The 18,557-nt window shown below is 40.9% G+C and carries 17 protein-coding genes; 10 read left to right on the forward strand and 7 right to left on the reverse strand.

What is annotated here, in order from left to right:
• Positions 1-56 precede the first annotated feature (56 nt).
• From MVE01_RS07560 to MVE01_RS07580, 5 genes are all read right to left on the reverse strand, one after another.
• On the reverse strand, positions 57-1,235 hold the full coding sequence (locus MVE01_RS07560) for a glutathionylspermidine synthase family protein (protein WP_472561573.1): 1,179 nt from the start codon (positions 1,233-1,235) through the stop codon (positions 57-59).
• Positions 1,228-1,824: a UPF0323 family lipoprotein gene (locus tag MVE01_RS07565; RefSeq protein WP_472561574.1), complete on the reverse strand. Its 597-nt coding sequence runs from the start codon at positions 1,822-1,824 to the stop codon at positions 1,228-1,230. Before MVE01_RS07565 ends, MVE01_RS07560 begins: the two co-directional genes overlap by 8 nt.
• Positions 1,825-1,962: 138 nt before the next feature.
• A complete protein-coding gene (gene ftsZ, locus MVE01_RS07570) occupies positions 1,963-3,114 on the reverse strand; it encodes a cell division protein FtsZ (RefSeq protein WP_472561575.1) in 1,152 nt (383 codons plus the stop codon).
• 31 nt (positions 3,115-3,145) lie between these two features.
• Positions 3,146-4,537, reverse strand: a complete 1,392-nt coding sequence (gene ftsA / locus MVE01_RS07575; RefSeq protein WP_472561576.1) for a cell division protein FtsA — start codon at positions 4,535-4,537, stop codon at positions 3,146-3,148.
• Entirely contained in the window at positions 4,534-6,009 is a 1,476-nt protein-coding gene (locus MVE01_RS07580) for a peptidylprolyl isomerase (protein ID WP_472561577.1), read from the reverse strand. The genes ftsA and MVE01_RS07580 overlap by 4 nt, the downstream gene beginning before the upstream one ends.
• Positions 6,010-6,101: 92 nt before the next feature.
• On the opposite strand from MVE01_RS07580, the gene MVE01_RS07585 reads away from it, so the two are divergent.
• Positions 6,102-7,409 carry an adenosylmethionine--8-amino-7-oxononanoate transaminase gene (locus MVE01_RS07585; protein WP_472561578.1) on the forward strand — a complete coding sequence of 436 codons (1,308 nt, stop codon included), beginning with the start codon at positions 6,102-6,104 and terminating at the stop codon, positions 7,407-7,409.
• Positions 7,410-7,417: 8 nt separating this feature from the next.
• On the opposite strand, the gene MVE01_RS07590 is transcribed toward MVE01_RS07585, so the two are convergent.
• Together MVE01_RS07590 and MVE01_RS07595 are read right to left on the reverse strand one after the other, a co-directional pair.
• Positions 7,418-8,647 carry a tetratricopeptide repeat protein gene (locus tag MVE01_RS07590; RefSeq protein ID WP_472561579.1) on the reverse strand — a complete coding sequence of 410 codons (1,230 nt, stop codon included), beginning with the start codon at positions 8,645-8,647 and terminating at the stop codon, positions 7,418-7,420.
• 59 nt (positions 8,648-8,706) lie between these two features.
• Positions 8,707-9,279, reverse strand: coding sequence for a class II aldolase and adducin N-terminal domain-containing protein (locus tag MVE01_RS07595; RefSeq protein ID WP_472561580.1), 573 nt, complete (start codon positions 9,277-9,279; stop codon positions 8,707-8,709).
• 111 nt (positions 9,280-9,390) lie between these two features.
• On the opposite strand from MVE01_RS07595, the gene rsmH reads away from it, so the two are divergent.
• The 9 genes from rsmH to MVE01_RS07640 form a co-directional block, all read left to right on the forward strand.
• Complete coding sequence (rsmH, locus tag MVE01_RS07600) at positions 9,391-10,323, forward strand: 16S rRNA (cytosine(1402)-N(4))-methyltransferase RsmH (protein WP_472561581.1); 933 nt, start codon at positions 9,391-9,393, stop codon at positions 10,321-10,323.
• The gene (locus MVE01_RS07605; RefSeq protein ID WP_472561582.1) at positions 10,320-10,598 is read left to right on the forward strand and encodes a hypothetical protein; all 279 of its coding nucleotides are present in this window, start codon (positions 10,320-10,322) and stop codon (positions 10,596-10,598) included. The genes rsmH and MVE01_RS07605 overlap by 4 nt, the downstream gene beginning before the upstream one ends.
• On the forward strand, positions 10,598-13,708 hold the full coding sequence (locus MVE01_RS07610) for an efflux RND transporter permease subunit (RefSeq protein ID WP_472561583.1): 3,111 nt from the start codon (positions 10,598-10,600) through the stop codon (positions 13,706-13,708). The genes MVE01_RS07605 and MVE01_RS07610 overlap by 1 nt, the downstream gene beginning before the upstream one ends.
• 87 nt (positions 13,709-13,795) lie before the next feature.
• Positions 13,796-15,982 carry a type VI secretion system Vgr family protein gene (locus tag MVE01_RS07615; protein ID WP_472561584.1) on the forward strand — a complete coding sequence of 729 codons (2,187 nt, stop codon included), beginning with the start codon at positions 13,796-13,798 and terminating at the stop codon, positions 15,980-15,982.
• Between the two features lie 2 nt (positions 15,983-15,984).
• The gene (locus tag MVE01_RS07620) at positions 15,985-16,551 is read left to right on the forward strand and encodes a DUF4123 domain-containing protein (RefSeq protein WP_472561585.1); all 567 of its coding nucleotides are present in this window, start codon (positions 15,985-15,987) and stop codon (positions 16,549-16,551) included.
• The gene (locus MVE01_RS07625) at positions 16,548-17,291 is read left to right on the forward strand and encodes a hypothetical protein (protein WP_472561586.1); all 744 of its coding nucleotides are present in this window, start codon (positions 16,548-16,550) and stop codon (positions 17,289-17,291) included. Before MVE01_RS07620 ends, MVE01_RS07625 begins: the two co-directional genes overlap by 4 nt.
• A 19-nt stretch (positions 17,292-17,310) precedes the next feature.
• Entirely contained in the window at positions 17,311-17,448 is a 138-nt protein-coding gene (locus MVE01_RS07630; RefSeq protein WP_472561587.1) for a hypothetical protein, read from the forward strand.
• A gap of 53 nt (positions 17,449-17,501) precedes the next feature.
• On the forward strand, positions 17,502-18,242 hold the full coding sequence (locus MVE01_RS07635; protein WP_472561588.1) for a hypothetical protein: 741 nt from the start codon (positions 17,502-17,504) through the stop codon (positions 18,240-18,242).
• A 14-nt stretch (positions 18,243-18,256) separates the two neighbouring features.
• Positions 18,257-18,557: hypothetical protein (locus MVE01_RS07640; RefSeq protein ID WP_472561589.1), on the forward strand; the 301-nt coding region annotated here is incomplete at its 3' end.

Below are 18,557 nucleotides of genomic sequence, written 5' to 3' on the forward strand. Positions count from 1 at the left end.
CCCTTCCGATCATTCTTATATTTTGTATGTCTTGATATAAAATATATATACCATGACTACCGTACAACATGCCCAACAAACTTAGACATATTATCTAAAATCCTCCCGCCTTTTCTAAAACCAAGTCCACAGGCTTCATAGGCATAAAAGACACCGGCTTGGTAACTGTTACCCTGTGTGTCGGTAGCCAACTCTGTATAAGCCTGGTAGAGCATTTTGTGGTTGGCATAGTCACCTTCTACAGATTCGAGTTCTGAAGCATTTTCATCTAAGATGCTTACATTTCCTCCTTCACGTCCGAAAATGGGCTTTTTGACCTGTTTTTGTCCTTCCAGCGGCTCAAATGAACTCTCCAGTAGAAGAGGGTGGTTTGGGTACAGATCCCAAAGTATCTTCAGTAATCCTTTGCTCTGAAAGAGCAGGGTGTAGGCAGGGTTGAAGATGATAGCCTTTTGGTTTTTGATGATGTTGGTGAGGAGCATAGCCAAATCTGACTCTTCCAGAGCTATGTCTTCCCAGGGGATGAGCTTAAACCAGAGTTCATAGTTCTCATCGCCCAAAAAGATACCCTCTTTGTCATCGAATTCTACTTCATCCATGTAGGCGAATTCTGTGATGTAACCTGCTTCTTCAGCGATGTACTGAAGTAGTTTGACGGTGTTCTCTTCTTCAGCATTTCCCCTGATGGAAGTAAAAAGGAATTTCCAGTCGTCATAACGCTCTTCAAAAGTAGAAATATCTTCTTCTAATGTGACAAGCCTTTTAAAGTTGTCAATCAGGGCCTCGTAGGTAGCATTGAATTGACTGGATTCCTCCAAGTTGTTCTTTTTAAGCATCGCCCACTGGATGATGGCTGTCTCAAAGAGTGCAGTAGGGGTGTCAGCATTGAATTCCAAGAGTTTTATGGGCTTGCTGTCTATACCTCCGGCTAAGTCAAAACGTCCATAGAGATGCCAATGTACATCATTTTCCCATGATTCTTTGATTGCTTCTACAAGGTTAAAAGGGATACCTATTTCATGAAATAGATTGTTTTTTATAACATACTCAGCTGCTTCAACATACATATTATAAAGTGTATTTGTAGCTTTATAGTAAGCTTCTGCCTCAGCTTTGGTAAGTACCACAAGTTCATCTGAAATATATGCACTTTCATCAGAGTCAGTGTGCCAGACAAAACCCAGTGACTCTAGATACTCAGTAGAAAGAGGTGTGGTTTTTTGTAGCTTAACCACCGAAGAACCCACCTGAACGACCAAAGAATCCACCAGAGCGTGTTGATTTTTTATTGCTAAAAAAACCACTTTTTTTGCTAGTTGATTTTCTAGGTTTGTTAAATGAACTTTTACTTCTTTGGTATGTTGATGGTGATTTATATCCTGCTTTACGATTGTTTTGGAAGTTTTGGTTTCCAAAGAGTCTATTGCCTATCCATGAACCTATCATTGCTCCGGCGATACTGGAAAGTAGAACTTCTCCCAAGCCCATACCTCCTGACATTTTGGCATTTTCTTTTGTAAGATTGGAAGTACCGTTATCAATCTTGGCAGCCTCTTCCTTGACAAGTTTATCCATCTCTTCTTTGGTAAGCACACGTTCTTTTCCGTCAAGCTGCTTGAGAACAATACGGGTTTCATCAGCAGGGAACTCATCTTTGATCTTGTATTTCCCCGGAGCTGTCTCTTCAATGATTACAAATGCCCCTTTTGCCTGAGCCTGTTCTTCTTGTTGTTGTTGCTGTGTACATCCGGTCACACCAGTTGCAAGTATGGCACCCAGTCCTGTTGCTGTGGCAATGGTTGAGAGTTGATTGATATATTTCATAATGATTTCCTGAACATAAAAAATTTAAAGGAATGATAGCAAAAAAGAGTTAATAGTAAATGAGGCAGTAAAGAAAAAACAGGAAAGGAAGAGTTTCCCTGTTTTAGCACATAAAAGGAGTCTTTATTTTAGACTTTTTTAGTCCATTTGCTTTCTAAGGAAAGTTGGAACATCTAAAATATCTTCATTGTCAGTGTAGTCTCCACCGACAACCATTTTGTTTGCAGATCTAAGTGTGTTAATACTTGAACTGTTGCTGTTCAAGAGTGACTCCTGCTTTTTAGGTGCAGGTTCAGCAATAGCATTTTTGTCTTCAAAACCGGTTGCAACGATCGTGATACGTACTTCATCAATGTCCATATTTTCATTCGTAGTCGTACCGAAGATCACTGCCGCATCCTCATCGGCACTTTCTTCAACGATGCTCATCGCTTCACCGATCTCCATAATAGGATAGTCAGGGTGAATATCAAAGTGTACAAGTACACCCATTGCACCGTCAATAGAGATATTGTCAAGCAATGGAGACTCTATGGCTGCTTTTGCTGCGTCATACGCTGCATTGGTTCCTGTCGCATATCCTGCACCCATCAGGGCAAGCCCTCTGTGACTCATGACTGTTTTTACATCGGCAAAGTCAAGGTTGATGTCATTGTCACCATGCGAAAGGATCACTTTGGAGATACCACCTACAGCCTGAGCAAGAATATCATCTACCATTCTAAAGCTCTCTTTGATACCAAGATTCTTCTCCACGATAGAAAGAAGTTTTTCATTCGGCACAACAATAATGGAATCACTCTCTCTTTTGAGCTCTTCAAGACCCTCTTTTGCAAGTTTGGTTCTTTTACGACCTTCAAATTTGAAAGGACTGGTTACGATAGAAACAGTCAGTGCACCCACCTCTTTGGCAGCCTGAGCAATGATCGGTGCAGCTCCTGTACCTGTACCACCGCCAAGACCTGCAGAGATAAATACAATGTCAGAACCTTCAAGCATCTCTTTGATGTCTTCAAAACTCTCTAGAGCAGCTTCTCTACCTTTGTCCGGTACCATACCTGCACCAAGACCTCTTGTTGCATTGATACCCAATTGCATTTTATAGGGTGCAAGTGAACTGTCCAATGCCTGTGCATCTGTATTGGCAACAATAAGGTCAATACTGTGGATCCCCTCCTGTATCATGTGGTTGATCATATTACCACCACCACCTCCAACACCGATCGCTTTGATCTTTGCACCATTGGTGTGACACTTCGTTTCAACGATATCTATTTCAAACTCTTCCATTCTTTCTCCTTTTTATGATGTCAACATTCTGCTAAAAAAGTTGTTTTGCCCAGTTAGCCAACTTTTTTAACGGATTGTTATTCTCTTTTCCGATATCCGGCAGATCATCAAAAATGATCGACTCTGTATTATCGGTATTCACTGTTTGTCTCTTCTCTTTTTTTGATACTTGAGCTACTTTGCTCTCTTCTACTTCACTGACAGTATTGGCGATCTTGATATCATTGAGATTTTCTTCATAGACATCTTTAGAGTGTAAGAGCTCCTGTTGGAAATTTATCTCATACTGTGTATGCTCTCCGGCTTTATAAAGAAGCAGTCCGATGACTGTTGAGTAGGCTGGATCTTTTAATTCATCAAACAGTCCCTCTATATTATGCGGGTAAGCAATACGTACAGGCATAGCAGGGAAGATGGACTGTGCCAATTCCCTGATACCTTTGAGTTTGGTCATCCCCCCTGTTAGGATGATACCTGCACCGATCTGCTCTTTAAGCGCACTTTTCTCAAGTGATTTTGCCAAGATCATCAAAGCTTCTTCAACACGGGAGAAGATTACAGAGTGAACGATCTCCAAAGAGACACCATTACGGTTCTCTTCATCTCCTATGATAGGAAGTTCGATCACCTCATTGCTTGTCTCTACAAGATTCCCGTGACGTACCTTTACATTCTCTGCTATTTGTAAAGGAGTATGCAATGCCATAGAGAGGTCATTGGTAATATGGTTTGAACCCACACCAAGAAAGTCATTGTATCTGATAGAGTTGCCTGTATGGATCACAAGATTGGATGTTTGTCCACCAAGGTCTATAACTGCGACACCCAGTTCTTTTTCATCTTCATCCATCACAGCAATGGCAGAAGCATAACCGCTAAGTACAATACCATCTATCTCCACACCGGCAGAACGGACTGCTTTTTTAAGGTTTGAAAGATTTGATTTTTGCGTCATGATAATATTGACATCTACTTCCATTCGTGAAGCATTCATTCCGAACGGATCTTCAATGAAATCCTGATCATCTACTCTAAAGTTATAAGGAAGTACATGCACGACTTCATATTCATTGGGAACATTTGCATTGTACAGAGCAGTCTGCATTACACGGTTGATCTCTTTAATAGAGATATCTTTATGAGGTATGTTGACAACACCTGTGGAGTTCAAGCTTTTTGCATATGCGTTGGAGATAGAGACTGTTGCAGAGGTAATATTGCTTCCTGCAATGCGTTTTGCATCGTTGATAGCCTTCTTGATCGCTTTGGAAGCAAGTTCTATATTGGTAATGGCACCTTTTTTGATGCCTTGGGATTTAGCGATACCATGACCTTGTATCTGAACTTTTGAATCTTCAATTTCAGCTATGATAGCACATATTTTAGTGGAACCGATGTCTATAGCTAAAACTGTGTCACTCAATTTGTAAGTCCTCCCATATAAACTTCTGTAGGATATTTTTTGTCTAACATCTTAATGAGGTTAGTCTCAAATGTTCTTTTCTTCATTTGGTTGACAGTTTGCTTTACAGCATCTGTCTTGTTCTCATCCATCGGCAGAAGTTTTTGTTCCTTGATATTATAAACTATAACTTTGTCCAATACGCTAATAATACCCTTTTCTTTCTTAGATGTAAAGAGTTTTTGTAAAAATTGTAAACTTTCTTGTGCATTAAGTGGTTTTAAGTTGTCATGTTTCTCTAAGGTAACAAAGTCCGAGATTGTTGCATTGGCATCATTTAGACTTTTAAGTGTTGACTCAGCCAGTGTTAAAAGTGCCTCTTTTTTTGCTTGAGAAATGTAGCTTTTTGTCACTTCATCTTTTGCTTCTTTATACGTCATTACCGCAGGTTCATTGATGTTGTCAATCTTGATCGTTGCATATTTGTCACCTACAATCTTCGGTTTGAGTATGTCACCCTTGTTCTTTTGTTGTATCTCATCCCAAAGTGTTTTGGGCAACTTAAGATCACCTACAGGAAGTGTGACTGTCTCAGTACTTGAAAGTTTACCTTTTTTAAAGGCAATGTAGTTTTTTTGTGCTGTTTTCTTACTTTTTTTAAGTTTTAGATCCTTTGTTACCTGTTTTTTTGCCTCATCATATGAGAGTTGTTTTCCGTTTGCATCCGTATAGTTAAAACTATTCTCTTCATAAAATGCTTTGAGTGCATCTTCTGTTACAGCTGTTTCACTGCTTGGTGTCCAAACGATAGAGAGTTTATAGGATTTTTTTGTCATATAGTTCTCTTTTCGTGCCTTCCAATATGCTTTGCATTTTGCTTCATCTACCGTAAAGTCCACATCAGAAGGTGTCAATACTTTGTAGGCAAGTTTGTCAGCAACATTCATAGCCGCAGAGATAGCTTCTGTCTCTAATGGAAGCGCATCAACATTTAACAGAGCCAGTGTTTTGTTGATGATAAGTTCTTCTCTGAGCCCTTCTTCAAATGCTTTTGCTTTCAGTCTTTGATTTCTTAAGTAAGCTTGATAGATCTCTTTATTGAAACTTCCGTTTTTTTGGAATCCTTTGATCGCTTCAAGTGCATCCACTACCTCTTTGTCTGAAATAACAATACCGGCATCTTTTGCAAAGTTGAGTATTTTTGCCTGTGTAGCAAGTGTTGCAAAAGCCTGTTTTATGAGACCCATCTCTTTTGCTTTCTTTTTATCCAGTTTACCTTGCATCATTTGGTTGTACTGGTTGTAGATATTGCTGTAAACCATGTTGAGTTTGGTTTGTGGAATTTCTATACTCCCGACTTTTGCTACATTGCCTGCTTTGGAACCAAAACTGTAACTTCCCCATCCTACAAAACCTGCACCGATAAATGCGACGGTTGCTACCCATATGGTCCAAACTAGGTATTTATTGTGTTTTTGCATCCAACTAATCATATTGTACTCTGCCTTAATCTAAAAATTTGTACAATATTTTATCTAAATAACCTTATCGTTGTGGTTATAGCCAATCAGAGGATAAAAAGAAGATGACGGATAAAAACAGTGAAATAATGAAGCGTGACCTGGAAGTGATCTGGCACCCCTGTACACAGATGAAAGACCATGAGACACTGCCTCTTGTCCCTATTAAATCAGGTAAAGGGGTCTATCTTTATGATTTTGAAGGGAACAGCTATATTGATGCAGTCAGCTCCTGGTGGGTAAACCTTTTTGGTCATGCCAATAAAACAATAAATGATAAGATCAAAGCACAGTTGGATAGTTTGGAACATGTACTTTTGGCAGGATTTACACATGAACCTGCTGTGGAGCTGGCACATAAACTTGTAAATATTACACCTGAAACATTGGTAAAAGTCTTTTATGTTGACAATGGTTCCAGTGCTGTTGAGGCAGCACTAAAGATGAGTTACCATTATCATCTTAATCTTGGAAAATGTAAACCGCTTTTTCTATCATTGACAAACTCCTATCACGGAGAGACCATAGGAGCTCTTTCAGTAGGGGATGTTGCACTCTATAAAGAGACATATGAGCCGCTGCTTATAGCCAATATGCAGGTACCTGTACCCAAAGATCAGAGTGAGTCGGCAGCCAAAGAAGCCTTACAAATACTGGAAGATGTGTTGATAGATAAGTCAGAAGAGATAGCGGCACTGATACTTGAACCGCTGATACAGGGAGCAGGAGGAATGCATATGTACCATCCTGCCTATCTCTCAGGGGCAAGGGTATTGACAAAAAAATATGATGTACATCTCATAGCAGATGAGATCATGACAGGATTCGGACGTACAGGAAAAATGTTCGCCTGTGAACATGCGAATATCTCACCGGATTTTATGACACTCTCTAAAGGACTTACCGGAGGGTATTTACCTCTTTCTGTAGTAATGACAACCGATGAGGTTTACAATGCTTTTTACTGTGATTATAATGAATACAAAGCATTTTTGCATTCTCACAGTTATACAGGGAACCCTTTGGCATGCAGTGCCGCTTTGGCAACACTGGAGATATTTGAACAGAACGATATCTTGGGGGAGAATGAAAAAAAGCGTACCTATATATATAAACAGGTTGAGAAGTTCAGATCACTTCCAAATGTAAAAGAGATCAGACAGCAGGGTATGGTCACAGCTATAGAGTTACAGGGGTATGATGTGAAAGAACGCATAGGATTACGTATCTATGAGTATGCGTTAAGTCAGGGGGTATTACTGAGACCTCTTGGTAATGTCATCTATTTTATGCCGCCTTTTGTCATTACTTACAAAGAGATAGATAAAATGATAGAAGTAGCTTATAAAGGGATAGAAAGACTTATGGGATAGAAGTACCCTTATTTCTTAAGAAATGAGAAGAAGCCTTCATTTTCATTATTGAGCCTTTTGTAATGCTCTACGGCTCTTTTAATACCTAACTCCATAGCATTTTTATAGAGAAGTTTTGCTTTGGTACTATCTTTGTCAACCCCTATACCGTATTCATAAAATTGTCCAAGATCACAGATCGCTTCAGGGTAGTCATCATTCACAGCCAAAGCGTTGATCAGTGCAAAAGCTTCAGGGATGTTTTTCTGAAGCAGATCACCCCTGTAGAGTGCTCTTGCCAATTGGAAACGTGCATATTTTGATTCAGTTGCAGAGGTAAGGAGTAAGAGCTCAGCAGCTTCAGCTTTGTTGCCGGTACGCAGTTTTTCAATATGCCCAATGATCTCCTCTATCTCGTCTTCACTGTACCCTTCATGAGAGATCTTGCGCAGCCAGGCATCTACTGAAGGAAAATTCTCATCACTGGTTTGTATAGGAGGATACTGAATAGTCATATTCTGGAATTTCTGATCTATATAGGAAATAGCATGATAGTGTGTTGATTCAGGTTGATTTTCCTCAAGAGGGGCAGAAGCTATCTCTTTTTCTATAGGTGTTTCTTCTTTTTTGGGAACAGACACTTCAAAGCTCTCTAGAGGGGCTTCTTCCGCTATCTCTTCTTTTTTTGTGGTCTCTTCACTGGTGTCAAAGAATGTATCTCTCTCTAAGTCCTGCGTAAACACTTCATCAATAGATCGGTTTGTCGCAGTATCAAAAAATGTATCTTGAGAGGAATGCGATATATCCAATTCGATATTATCCGGTAATATCTCATCTGCCCCAACATTGAGTAGTGCATCATAATTGACTTGCTCCTGGGTGGAAAGTTTTTTAGGTTCTGCAACAGGATCGATGAATGCATTCAGGTCATCTATCTCCTTAACAGGTTCATCCTGTTTTTCCGGTTCTTCAACAAAAAGATCGAATTCTTCAATGATCGCTTCTTCTTTTTTCTTTTCAATATCTATTTCTTTTTGGGCACTTCTTTGAAGTATCTCTTCCATGGGTGTTTCTATATAGGAGGTGATAAGTCCTTGTGCCTGGGCATAGTTCTCTGCCTGGAGCATCGTAATGATCTCCTGGATCTTACTGTCAGAGCGCAACAATCCCAGTTTAAGCATTTGAAGTTGTATCGTTTCAATATCTGTAATGGAGATAGCAAGATTGATGATACTTAATCTTTTTTTTGTCTGATTCATGCACCTGTCCTATGATAATATTGCGTAAAGTATAACAAAAATGTGCTTTACATAGCTGTTTACAAATTGGCACTCAAAGCCAGCAGTCGGCAGGAGTTCTCGAGAATAGAGACCTTCTTCGCCATTTCTGTAATGTCTCTGTCGTAACAGATGACACCAAAACCTTTTATTAGAAGCAGATGTGTATTATGTTTTTGAAAAAACTGAGGTATCTCATAGGGAGCGCGTTCTATCCAGTCATCAATGTTCTTCGGATCGTAAACGATCACTTCACCTAAGACTTTTTTCCCGTAATAATCTTGAGGAGAAACTTTCCCGTGCTTCAGTGAAAAAGCTGTCGCATAGGGGGGCATGGTGTAGCTGACATATTTGGCACTGGGAATGGTCTCATAGATATGTTCATGAATGTGTACATCCGCATTTGCCATACTCCAACGGTAATCTCTTTTTTGACAATCAAGTTTGACAAGGGAATCTTCGGTAACTTCATTCAAAATGGTCTCTTTGGAGTTAATAATAAAACTGTCACGACTCATACGTGCCGAGATGGAACCATGATAGACACCAAAAAAGTTTTTATTGAAAAGGGAGAGTGAAATATGCTTGATATCGTCTATGAGATGTTTGTCCATGATTCTGAAACCTTTATTAGGATTATTTTGGTATTATAACACTAATTTTTAGTGAAAAGTGAATAGTGTATGTATGCATTGCTTCACAATACTTTTTAACAAAGGAAACAGGTGCAAACTCCTCATATACCGGTACTTTTAGAAGAAGTTTTAGCAAGTTTTAATGATGTGCCCCTGGGGTATTTTGTTGACTGTACCTTGGGCTATGCCGGGCATAGCTCTGAAATGCTTAAAAAATATTCTCAGCTGAAACATATAGGCATAGACAGAGATGATGAAGCTTTGGCATTTTCTAAGAAGAGATTGGAACCTTTTGAAAGCAGAAGCACACTCTATAAAGGCACATTTGCAACCTTGCTTCCTACACTGAAAGAAGCACCTGTGACGGCATTGCTTGCAGACTTTGGTGTCTCTTCTTTACAGCTTGACAAAAAAGAGCGGGGATTCTCCTTTAACTCTGAAACCCTCGATATGCGTATGGATGCACACGCACCGCTAAGTGCCTATGAAGTGGTCAATACATATCCTAAAGAAAAGTTGGAGTATATTTTTGATACGTATGGAGAAGTGCGAAGTTGGCGTAAGCTGGCTGGCATGATCGTTGAAGCCAGAGCTAACGCACCGATACAGAGTGCTAAAGCGTTGAGTGAGATCATTCAAAAGGTTATCCCTTCTGGTGGAAAGATCCATCCTGCTACGCTTCCATTCCAGGCGATCCGTATAGAGGTTAACAATGAGCTGGGAGAAATAGAAGGATTGCTCGATAGCATAGAATCAAAACATTATAAAGGGGAAGTAGTCTCCCTCATTACATTTCACTCTCTGGAAGACAGGTTAGTGAAGAACCGTTTTAGAAAATGGGCAAAGGCATGTATCTGTGATCCGCAGGCAATGCGATGTACCTGTGGAAAAAACCATGCGTTAGGTAAAGAGCTTTCGCGCAAGCCGGTGACTGCCTCAAAGGAGGAGTTGAGGATCAACCCCCGAAGCCGCTCTGCAAAATTAAGAAGTTTCAGGTTTATATCTGATCAGGTAACGCAATGACAACTAAAAAAAAGAAGTCTACACAAAACGGTATTACTTTCGGTATGATCAGTGTGATACTAATGTCTATGACCATCGTACTCATATTGACAATGATCAAGATCTATTTGAGTAATCAGATCTATTATGAAAGTAAAAAGGTCAACAAAATGCAAAGAGAAGCAGAAGCACTGAAAGCAGAAAAAGTGATATTACAGCAAAATGTAGAAGCATTGAAATTCAAGAACAGGGTGACCGATACTATTTTTGCAATCGATGAAGAGCAGGGAAATTGATGCGAAGTTTTATTCAATTTGCAGTCGATAAGCCTATAATAAACCATATTTTACTGGTCTTTATGCTGTTGCTTTCGATCTTTGCCTACCAGAATATTCCCAAGGAGATATTTCCTCCCACTTCACTTGATCAGATCTCTGTGCGTGGCGGATATGCAGGTGCGAGTGCAGATGTGCTGGACAAAATGGTTGTAACACAAATAGAAGATGAACTCAAAAGTCTCTCGGAGATAGACACTATCTATACGACCATACAAAATGGTTTTTTTAACCTCTCTGCCGATATCAAACCAGGCAGTGATTCCCAGTTGGTACTCTCTGATGTCAAGGATATTATCTCCAATGTCAGACGGGATCTGCCTTCAGATATGAATGAACCTGTTGCCAAGATCAAGATACAGGATTACCCTCTGTTGCTTGTTGCCATCTCCGGAGATGTGAAAAAATCTGTACTGCTCGATGCTGCTGATGACCTTAAAAGCAGACTCTCTCTTATTAAAGACCTTTCTGCCATCGATATTAGGGGTGATGCGGATGATGAGGTGCTTATACAGCTTGATCAGAAAAAACTGGATGCCTATGGACTAGACAAAGTTTCTGTCTATAGAGCTATAGGACAGATATCTTCCATTTTTCCTGCAGGTACGCTTGACGGACAGGGGGATCATCTGTATGTCTCTACCATTAATGGTGAAAAGTCCAAGCGTGCTTTGGAGTCTGTACTTTTAAGCGTAGGGGGAAAACACTTTTACCTTAAAGATATTGCCAAGGTCAGTGTAGGATTGGGAGAAGCGACGCAACTTTCACATTTTAACGGGAAACCCAATATCTCTTTGAATATCACTAAAAGCAAAGCAGGCAATGCTATTGCACTGAGTAAAGAGATCAAAACAATTCTTAAAGGGTACAATAAAAAATACAATAACATCAGCTTTGAAGTCTATACCGATACTTCCGTATGGATCAAAAACCGTCTCAATCTGGTCTCTTCAAATATTCTTTTTGGGCTTATTCTTGTTTTCCTGGCACTCTTCTTATCGGTCAATGCCCGTATTGCCTGGGTTGTGGCACTGGGGATACCTGTAAGTTTCATGGTGACACTGGTTGCTGCAGATATGATAGGATACAGTCTGAACATGCTGACACTGCTTGGTGCACTTATTGCCCTGGGTATGCTGGTAGATGAAGCGATCGTGGTAGCAGAGAATATTTACAGACACTGGGAGACAGGAAAGTCTCCGAGAGATGCGGCTGTGGATGGAGCGTTGGAGATGTTCCCTGCGGTACTGACAGCAACGCTTACGACCGTATTTGCTTTTTTGCCGCTGCTTATTATGAGTGGCAAAATGGGGATGTTCATGCAGGTATTGCCGGTGATGATCTCCATTTTGCTGTTAAGTTCTCTGTTTGAAGCCTTCTACTTTCTGCCGTTACATGCCAAAGAATTTTTCAGTATAGGCAAAGCGGAGAAGATAGATGAGGAGGGAAAGGCATGGAGCAGATTTATAGGCAGGTATCGTCATCTGCTGCATCATCTGCTTAAGAGAAAATGGCTCTCGCTTTTTTCCTTGGTCGCTTTTATTTTTCTAGCTACGTTTGGTATGATGAAGGTCACAAAATTCCAGCTTTTCCCAGCGTTTGATGCCCAGCAGATCTATCTGAGCGGTAAAGTGGATATTAACAATGACCTTGCCCAGACGGAAGCTTATGTGACTGAAGTAGAAAAGGCTCTTTTGAAAACGGTCGATAAAAAGGCAGTGGACTCAGTCACTTCTATTATCGGTTTTAAAATGAATCCTGATCAGACCTTTGAGACAGGAGACAACCTTTTTCAGATATTTATCAACCTGCATGAAAAAGCTCCGGAGAATTTTTTCGATACCTACATCAATCCTCTCTTTTCTCTGGAGTATGATGACAGTGATATGGTGAGAGAGAAAAAAGCACAACAGATCGTCAAAGAAATACAGAAAAATGTGGTAAGCAAATTCAAAAATATAAAGGTACATGGAAACAGGCTCTATGAAGAGTTCAATGTCTATGTCCAGCAGACAGGGATCGTCAGTCATGATATTGAGATAGGTTTCTCCTCTGATGATACTAAAAAGATGTTGGAAGCATTACATAAAGTGGAGGAAAATCTCACTACAATAGACGGAGTAGAAGATATTTCGGACAATGCGAATGAGGGGGAGAAAGAACTTAAACTCAGGGTCAATGAATATGGACAATCTCTGGGATTTAGTGAAGGTTACATTATCAATGTACTCAGAGGAGCATTTCTCAAAGCGGAATATGGCAAAATGTTCAACGCCAAAGGATTGGTACGTGTCAAGATAGAAGATGTATATAAAGAGGATGCAACGGCACTGAAAGACTTTAAGTTGACCACACCAAACGGAAAGTCTGTTGTGAGACTTGGAGATATTTGTGATTTTACCTACCGCAAGAGTTTTGTCAAGATATTTAAAGAAGACGGGGACAAAGTGCGTTCCGTCTTTGCACGTGTAGACAGCAAAAAGATCGTCTCTGCCGAAGTGATGGAAAAACTCCAGCCACTGCTTAAGAGCATCAAAGATTCAGGGGTGAAAGTTATCATTAAAGGAGAGCAGAAAGAGAATGCCCAGATCAAAAGAGAGATGACACAGGCTGCGGTGATCGCAGTATTTCTTATTTTTATTACACTGGTATGGATGTTCAACTCTCTGGTCATGCCGCTGATCATACTTTCGATCATCCCGCTCTCTTTGCTGGGTGCTCTGGTCGGTACTAAGCTTATGGGGATCAACCTGACACTGCCTGGCGTCATGGGTATTATTGGTTTGGCAGGAGTGGTGGTCAATGACGGATTGATCATGCTGGATTTTGTCAAAGGAAGCAGGCATTATGAGGAGATGGCTCAAAAAGCAGGGATGCGTCTGCGTCCTATTATCCTTACCTCGGTAACTACTGTGTTGGGTCTCTCGTCACTCATGTTCTTTGCAAGCGGTCAGGCACTCATACTTCAGCCTATGGCAATCTCTTTGGGGTTTGGTATAGCCTGGGCAACGGTGCTGAATCTGTTCTTTGTTCCTTTAATGTATGCGGTGATCTATAAAATAAAAGAATAGTTAAACCCTCCAGATATTAGGAGTTCTCTTTAATTTAAACCAAACACGCTAAAATAAACCATAAAAAAACAACATTCAAGGGAACCCATGAACCCGACCCAGCTGCAAAAAGTCAAAGCAAGATTACACCTCCTCAATGCAAAAAAGAACCCCTACGTTAATGACAATGCCTACTCCATCTACACCCTAAAAGGCACAAACACCCTAGGCAAACCCTATACCTACGAAGTCACCTTCGTAAGCCCTGTCAAACTAGAAGTTGCTGACCTAGTAGATACCGATGTTAAACTCCTGCTCCAAGATGAAAAAGACTTTACTAAAAAAAGAGAAATCTTTGCTAAAATCTACCAAGCCAAAGAAGCCAATAAAGTAGCCGATAAATACCTCTATACCCTCACCGTTGTCCATCCTCTTTTTTATCTGGGACTCAACCAACGTTATGAAATCTTTCAAGAAAAGAGTGCGTATGCGATTATCCAAGAGATCCTTGGACGTTATAAGGCTTTGTTACATATAGACTTTGGTACCAACATTGCTCCGCATACCTTTATACAAAGAGAGTATACCACCCAGTACAAACAAAGCGACCTTGAATTCATACAAATGCTTTGTGAACAAGAAGGAGTAAGTTTGTGGATGCAGAGTGACTCTACACCCTATAAAGTACGTCTGGCACACATCACAGAGAGCTACACCAAACTCCCAACAGAGTTACGCTGCAGCTTTACTGAAAGTAAAACCTTTGCACCTACACATGCAAAAGAAGACTACTATGACTTTAGAGCCCCTTCCAAAGAGTACCTTACTACCACAGGTGCGACCCCGCTCTCACAAAGTCTTAAAGACAATACCCACTCTGCACAACTCAGACATGACTTGGAAGTGATGACCCATAGAGACCGTTTAGAAGCTGCCAGACCCAAAGACCTGCAAAACGATGTCAAACAAACCGCACTCAAACAATACGCTGATACAGAACGTGTAGAGGGACACACGCTTAGTCTCTATACAGAAACAGGGTATGGTGGTACACTCTTTGATACCCAACGTGTGGTACGTACAGAGGTCGTACTCACACAGGTACGTCTTAAAGGCTTCTTTCCCAATGCCTTGGAAGAGTATGTACAAGAAGAAGATAAGGTACAAGCGTATCTCTTTGAAGTAGACTTTGAAGCTACTCCTAAAGAGACGGTGTTCATCCCTCACTACAACATTACTAAACCACTCATTCCCTCTTCAGTGACAGCCATAGTATCTAGTGGAAGTAAAGACACAGAGTCTACACCCAATACCATTGATGTAGACAGCTTTGGACGTATACGAGTTATCTTTCACTTTGACCCCAACTATCCTACCAGCTGTTATATACGCTTTACCAACTTTAGCGCAGGAGACGGCTGGGGAAGCCAGTTTATCCCTAGAGTCAACACAGAAGTGATTGTTAACTTCCTTAACGGTGACCCAGACAGACCAGTAGCCATAGGAAGTCTCTATAACGGAAACAACCACATCCCTAAAGACCTCCCTTCTCAAAAGACACAGTCTTATATTAAGACACAGTCTATGCCAGGAAGCAATGCCGAGTATAACCTCCTGCTCTTTGAAGACAAACAAAAAGAAGAACTCGTACACATCAGAGCACAAAAAGACTATAAGCTTCATGCCCTGCATGACTCTACCATTAACATAGACCATGACCAAACAGAAGTCGTAGGTCATGATGAATCTTTCTCTGTAGGCAATGACAGAACAAAAAGCATAGGACATGATGAGAGTACCGATGTAGGAAACAACAGAACAGAGTCTGTAGGTAAAGATGAGCGTATAAGCATTGGACATGACCAAAAACTAGATGTAGGACATGACCAGGAGATACACATCGCTAACTCTCAGTCTACCAAAGTAGACAAAGACCAAGTACTTTATGTAGGGAACCAGAGACTTGAAACAACCTATGCGAACTATACGCTTAAGACCAAAGGGCATTTTAGTCATACGGTGAATGGGAAACTTGACGTTAAAGCCGGAACGCACATCAAAGAGATCACCAAGCTTAAAGAGATGCACGGCAGTGACAGAGTAGTCTTTAAGTCTAAAGGTGGGACTATCATTATAGATGGCGGTGGGATAACGCTTAAGGGGAATGTGACTATCAAAGGGAATGTGGCAATCTCTGGTGGGAGTCCTGACTCTGTGGTTAAGTGGGATGCTGTAGTCAATAAGGGTGACAAAATTTGTCTAAAGTGTCTGCTTGATGATGTGATGAAAGGATAAAGATGATAGAACAACTATACAAGACAATAGACCCAAAAAAAATAGCGTATGAAGAGTATACCTTTCAAAGCTATGCCGTCATAGAAGGCGCTAAAGTACCGATGCTCTATAGTGATCTTGAGGAGGGGATTTTAGCGTATGATATACTCTTTCGTGAAGAAGCACTCAGAGAGAAACTGCAAACAAGAGGTCCCTTTTTTGTGCAGCTGGACTTTGAGAGTGAAGACGCAAAAGAAGAGAGTATGCAGCTTCTTGAGCAGTGCTACGGTAAAAACGCAATGCTTCTGTTTGCAACCCCTTTGCACTTTGCCGAAGCACTGGAGAGGATGCGGGAGATATTTTACCTCAAGGATGAGGCGGGTGAAGTGGAAGGGATTATACGATTTTATGAGCCTGATATTTTTAGAGAATTGATGTATGAGAGCTATAAAGAAATCCATTCTCTCTTTAACAATATCTACTGCTACTGGTGTGAAGAGGAAGAACCGCAAACATTGGTACAATACCGTTATCTTCCCGAAGGTGTCGGCTATAAGAAAATAGATTTAAACAACAAGGAGAACCTATGAGCTCCAAATATTACCTTGCCATCCTGCCTATACTCCTTGCTCTGATGATGGGGTGCAATACAAGCCAACATAAAAAAAAGCAAGATACCTATGTAGACTTCAAAGGCTGGAGTGAAGGCAGGGTCTGCGACAAGCTGCTATGGAAGTGTCTGCCTGAGAGCAACGACACCAAACGGTGGCAGAAGCCTCTTGAGAACGGACTTGACAGCTTCGAGCTAACCACTGAAGTACTGCAAAAACAAAGAGCCATCGTTCAGCGATGGCGTGATGAAGAAGATGGAAAAGTAAAGGAGCAAAGCATGAGACTATCACAACTAAGCGAAGGATTTTACGATAGAGTAGAGGCGAAGAAGTTTTTAAAAGAGATGGAACAAGACCTGGAAAAAGAGTTCCCCGGCTTCTGGAGAGACACACCCAAAAAGGTACGCTACCGCTGGATACAACGGGCGATGAATAAAGCGAAGAGGTTTGGGTATGATCCAAAGCAAAACAATCAAATGGTAGAACTCTGTGCCCGTATCGGGTTGGACTTTGACAAGGATCCGAAGTGGGATTATATTACGAAGTTTATTTCTTTAAAGGAAGATAATATTGGTACAGCAAATGATTACCTTGACTTTACTGTGTTTGAATCTGATTATAGCTTGCAGAATGGTGATAAATTTACAGATTGGTATTTAAGAGAATGTTTCCCTTATCTTCCAAAACCAAAACGACCACTTCCAAGACTCAACGACTAAATAAAAAGGAGAAAATAGCATGGGATGCAAAGTATTTCAAATGGGCGTCTTCTTTGACGGCACAGGCAACTCAAGAGAAGAGCAAGCAACTTACAGCAATGTTGCCAAACTCTATGAGGCTTACAAGATACTCAATGATGAACTCTCCGGCTTTTGATAAAAGCAATGGTATAATATTTATAAAATAAAAGACTATAGGAATGGCAATAGATGTATCACAATAAAACAATATATACTCTTTTGATGGCTTTGCTGCTGCTATCAGGCTGCCAAAGCAAACCCAAAGATACCTATGTAGACTTCAAAGGCTGGAGTGAAGGCAGGGTCTGTGACAAAGTGCTCTGGAAGTGTCTGCCTGAGAGCAATGACACCAAACGGTGGCAGAAGCCTCTTGAGAACGGACTTGACAGCTTCGAGCTAACCACTGAAGTACTGCAAAAACAAAGAGCCATCGTTCAGCGATGGCGTGATGAAGAAGATGGAAAAGTAAAGGAGCAAAGCATGAGACTATCACAACTAAGCGAAGGCTTTTACGATAGAGTAGAGGCTAAGAAGTTTTTAAAAGAGATGGAACAAGACCTGGAAAAAGAGTTCCCCGGCTTCTGGAGAGACACACCCAAAAAGGTACGCTACCGCTGGATACAACGGGCGATGAATAAAGCGAAGAGGTTTGGAAGCGATCCGAAGCAAAATAATGCTATAGTCGAACTCTGTGCCCGTATCGGGCTGGATTTTGATAAAGATCCGAAGTGGGATTACATAGTCAAATTTATTACCAGCGATCCGAAAAATATTGATTCTAATATCGGAATAACTTGTGACTATATCGACTGGACAGTATTTGACAAGTCCAAAGGCTATAGTGGTGTTCCCATTACGGATTGGTCAATGCGAGATACCTTCGGTTATCTCCCCGATCCTAAAAAACCTTACCCAAAACTCAACGACTAAAAGGAGAAAACAGCATGGGATGCAAAGTATTTCAAATGGGCGTCTTCTTTGACGGCACAGGCAACTCAAGAGAAGAGCAAGCAACTTACAGCAATGTCGCCAAACTCTATGAGGCTTACAAGATACTCAATGATGAGCTCTCCTACAAAGGTAAAAAAACCACCACCGCCAAGCTCTATGTCACAGGTGTAGGTACCGCTAAAAAAGATCAAGCCGGCTACATGGAAGAGCGTGACACATCCGGTACAGGCTATTACGGCGGGTATAAAAACGAAGGTGCTGCCGAACTTGCCGCAGGAGGCGGTGGTGCTAAGC

It is taken from the genome of Sulfurovum sp. (assembly GCA_026990595.1).
In the GTDB taxonomy this organism is placed as follows: Bacteria; Campylobacterota; Campylobacteria; order Campylobacterales; family Sulfurovaceae; genus Sulfurovum.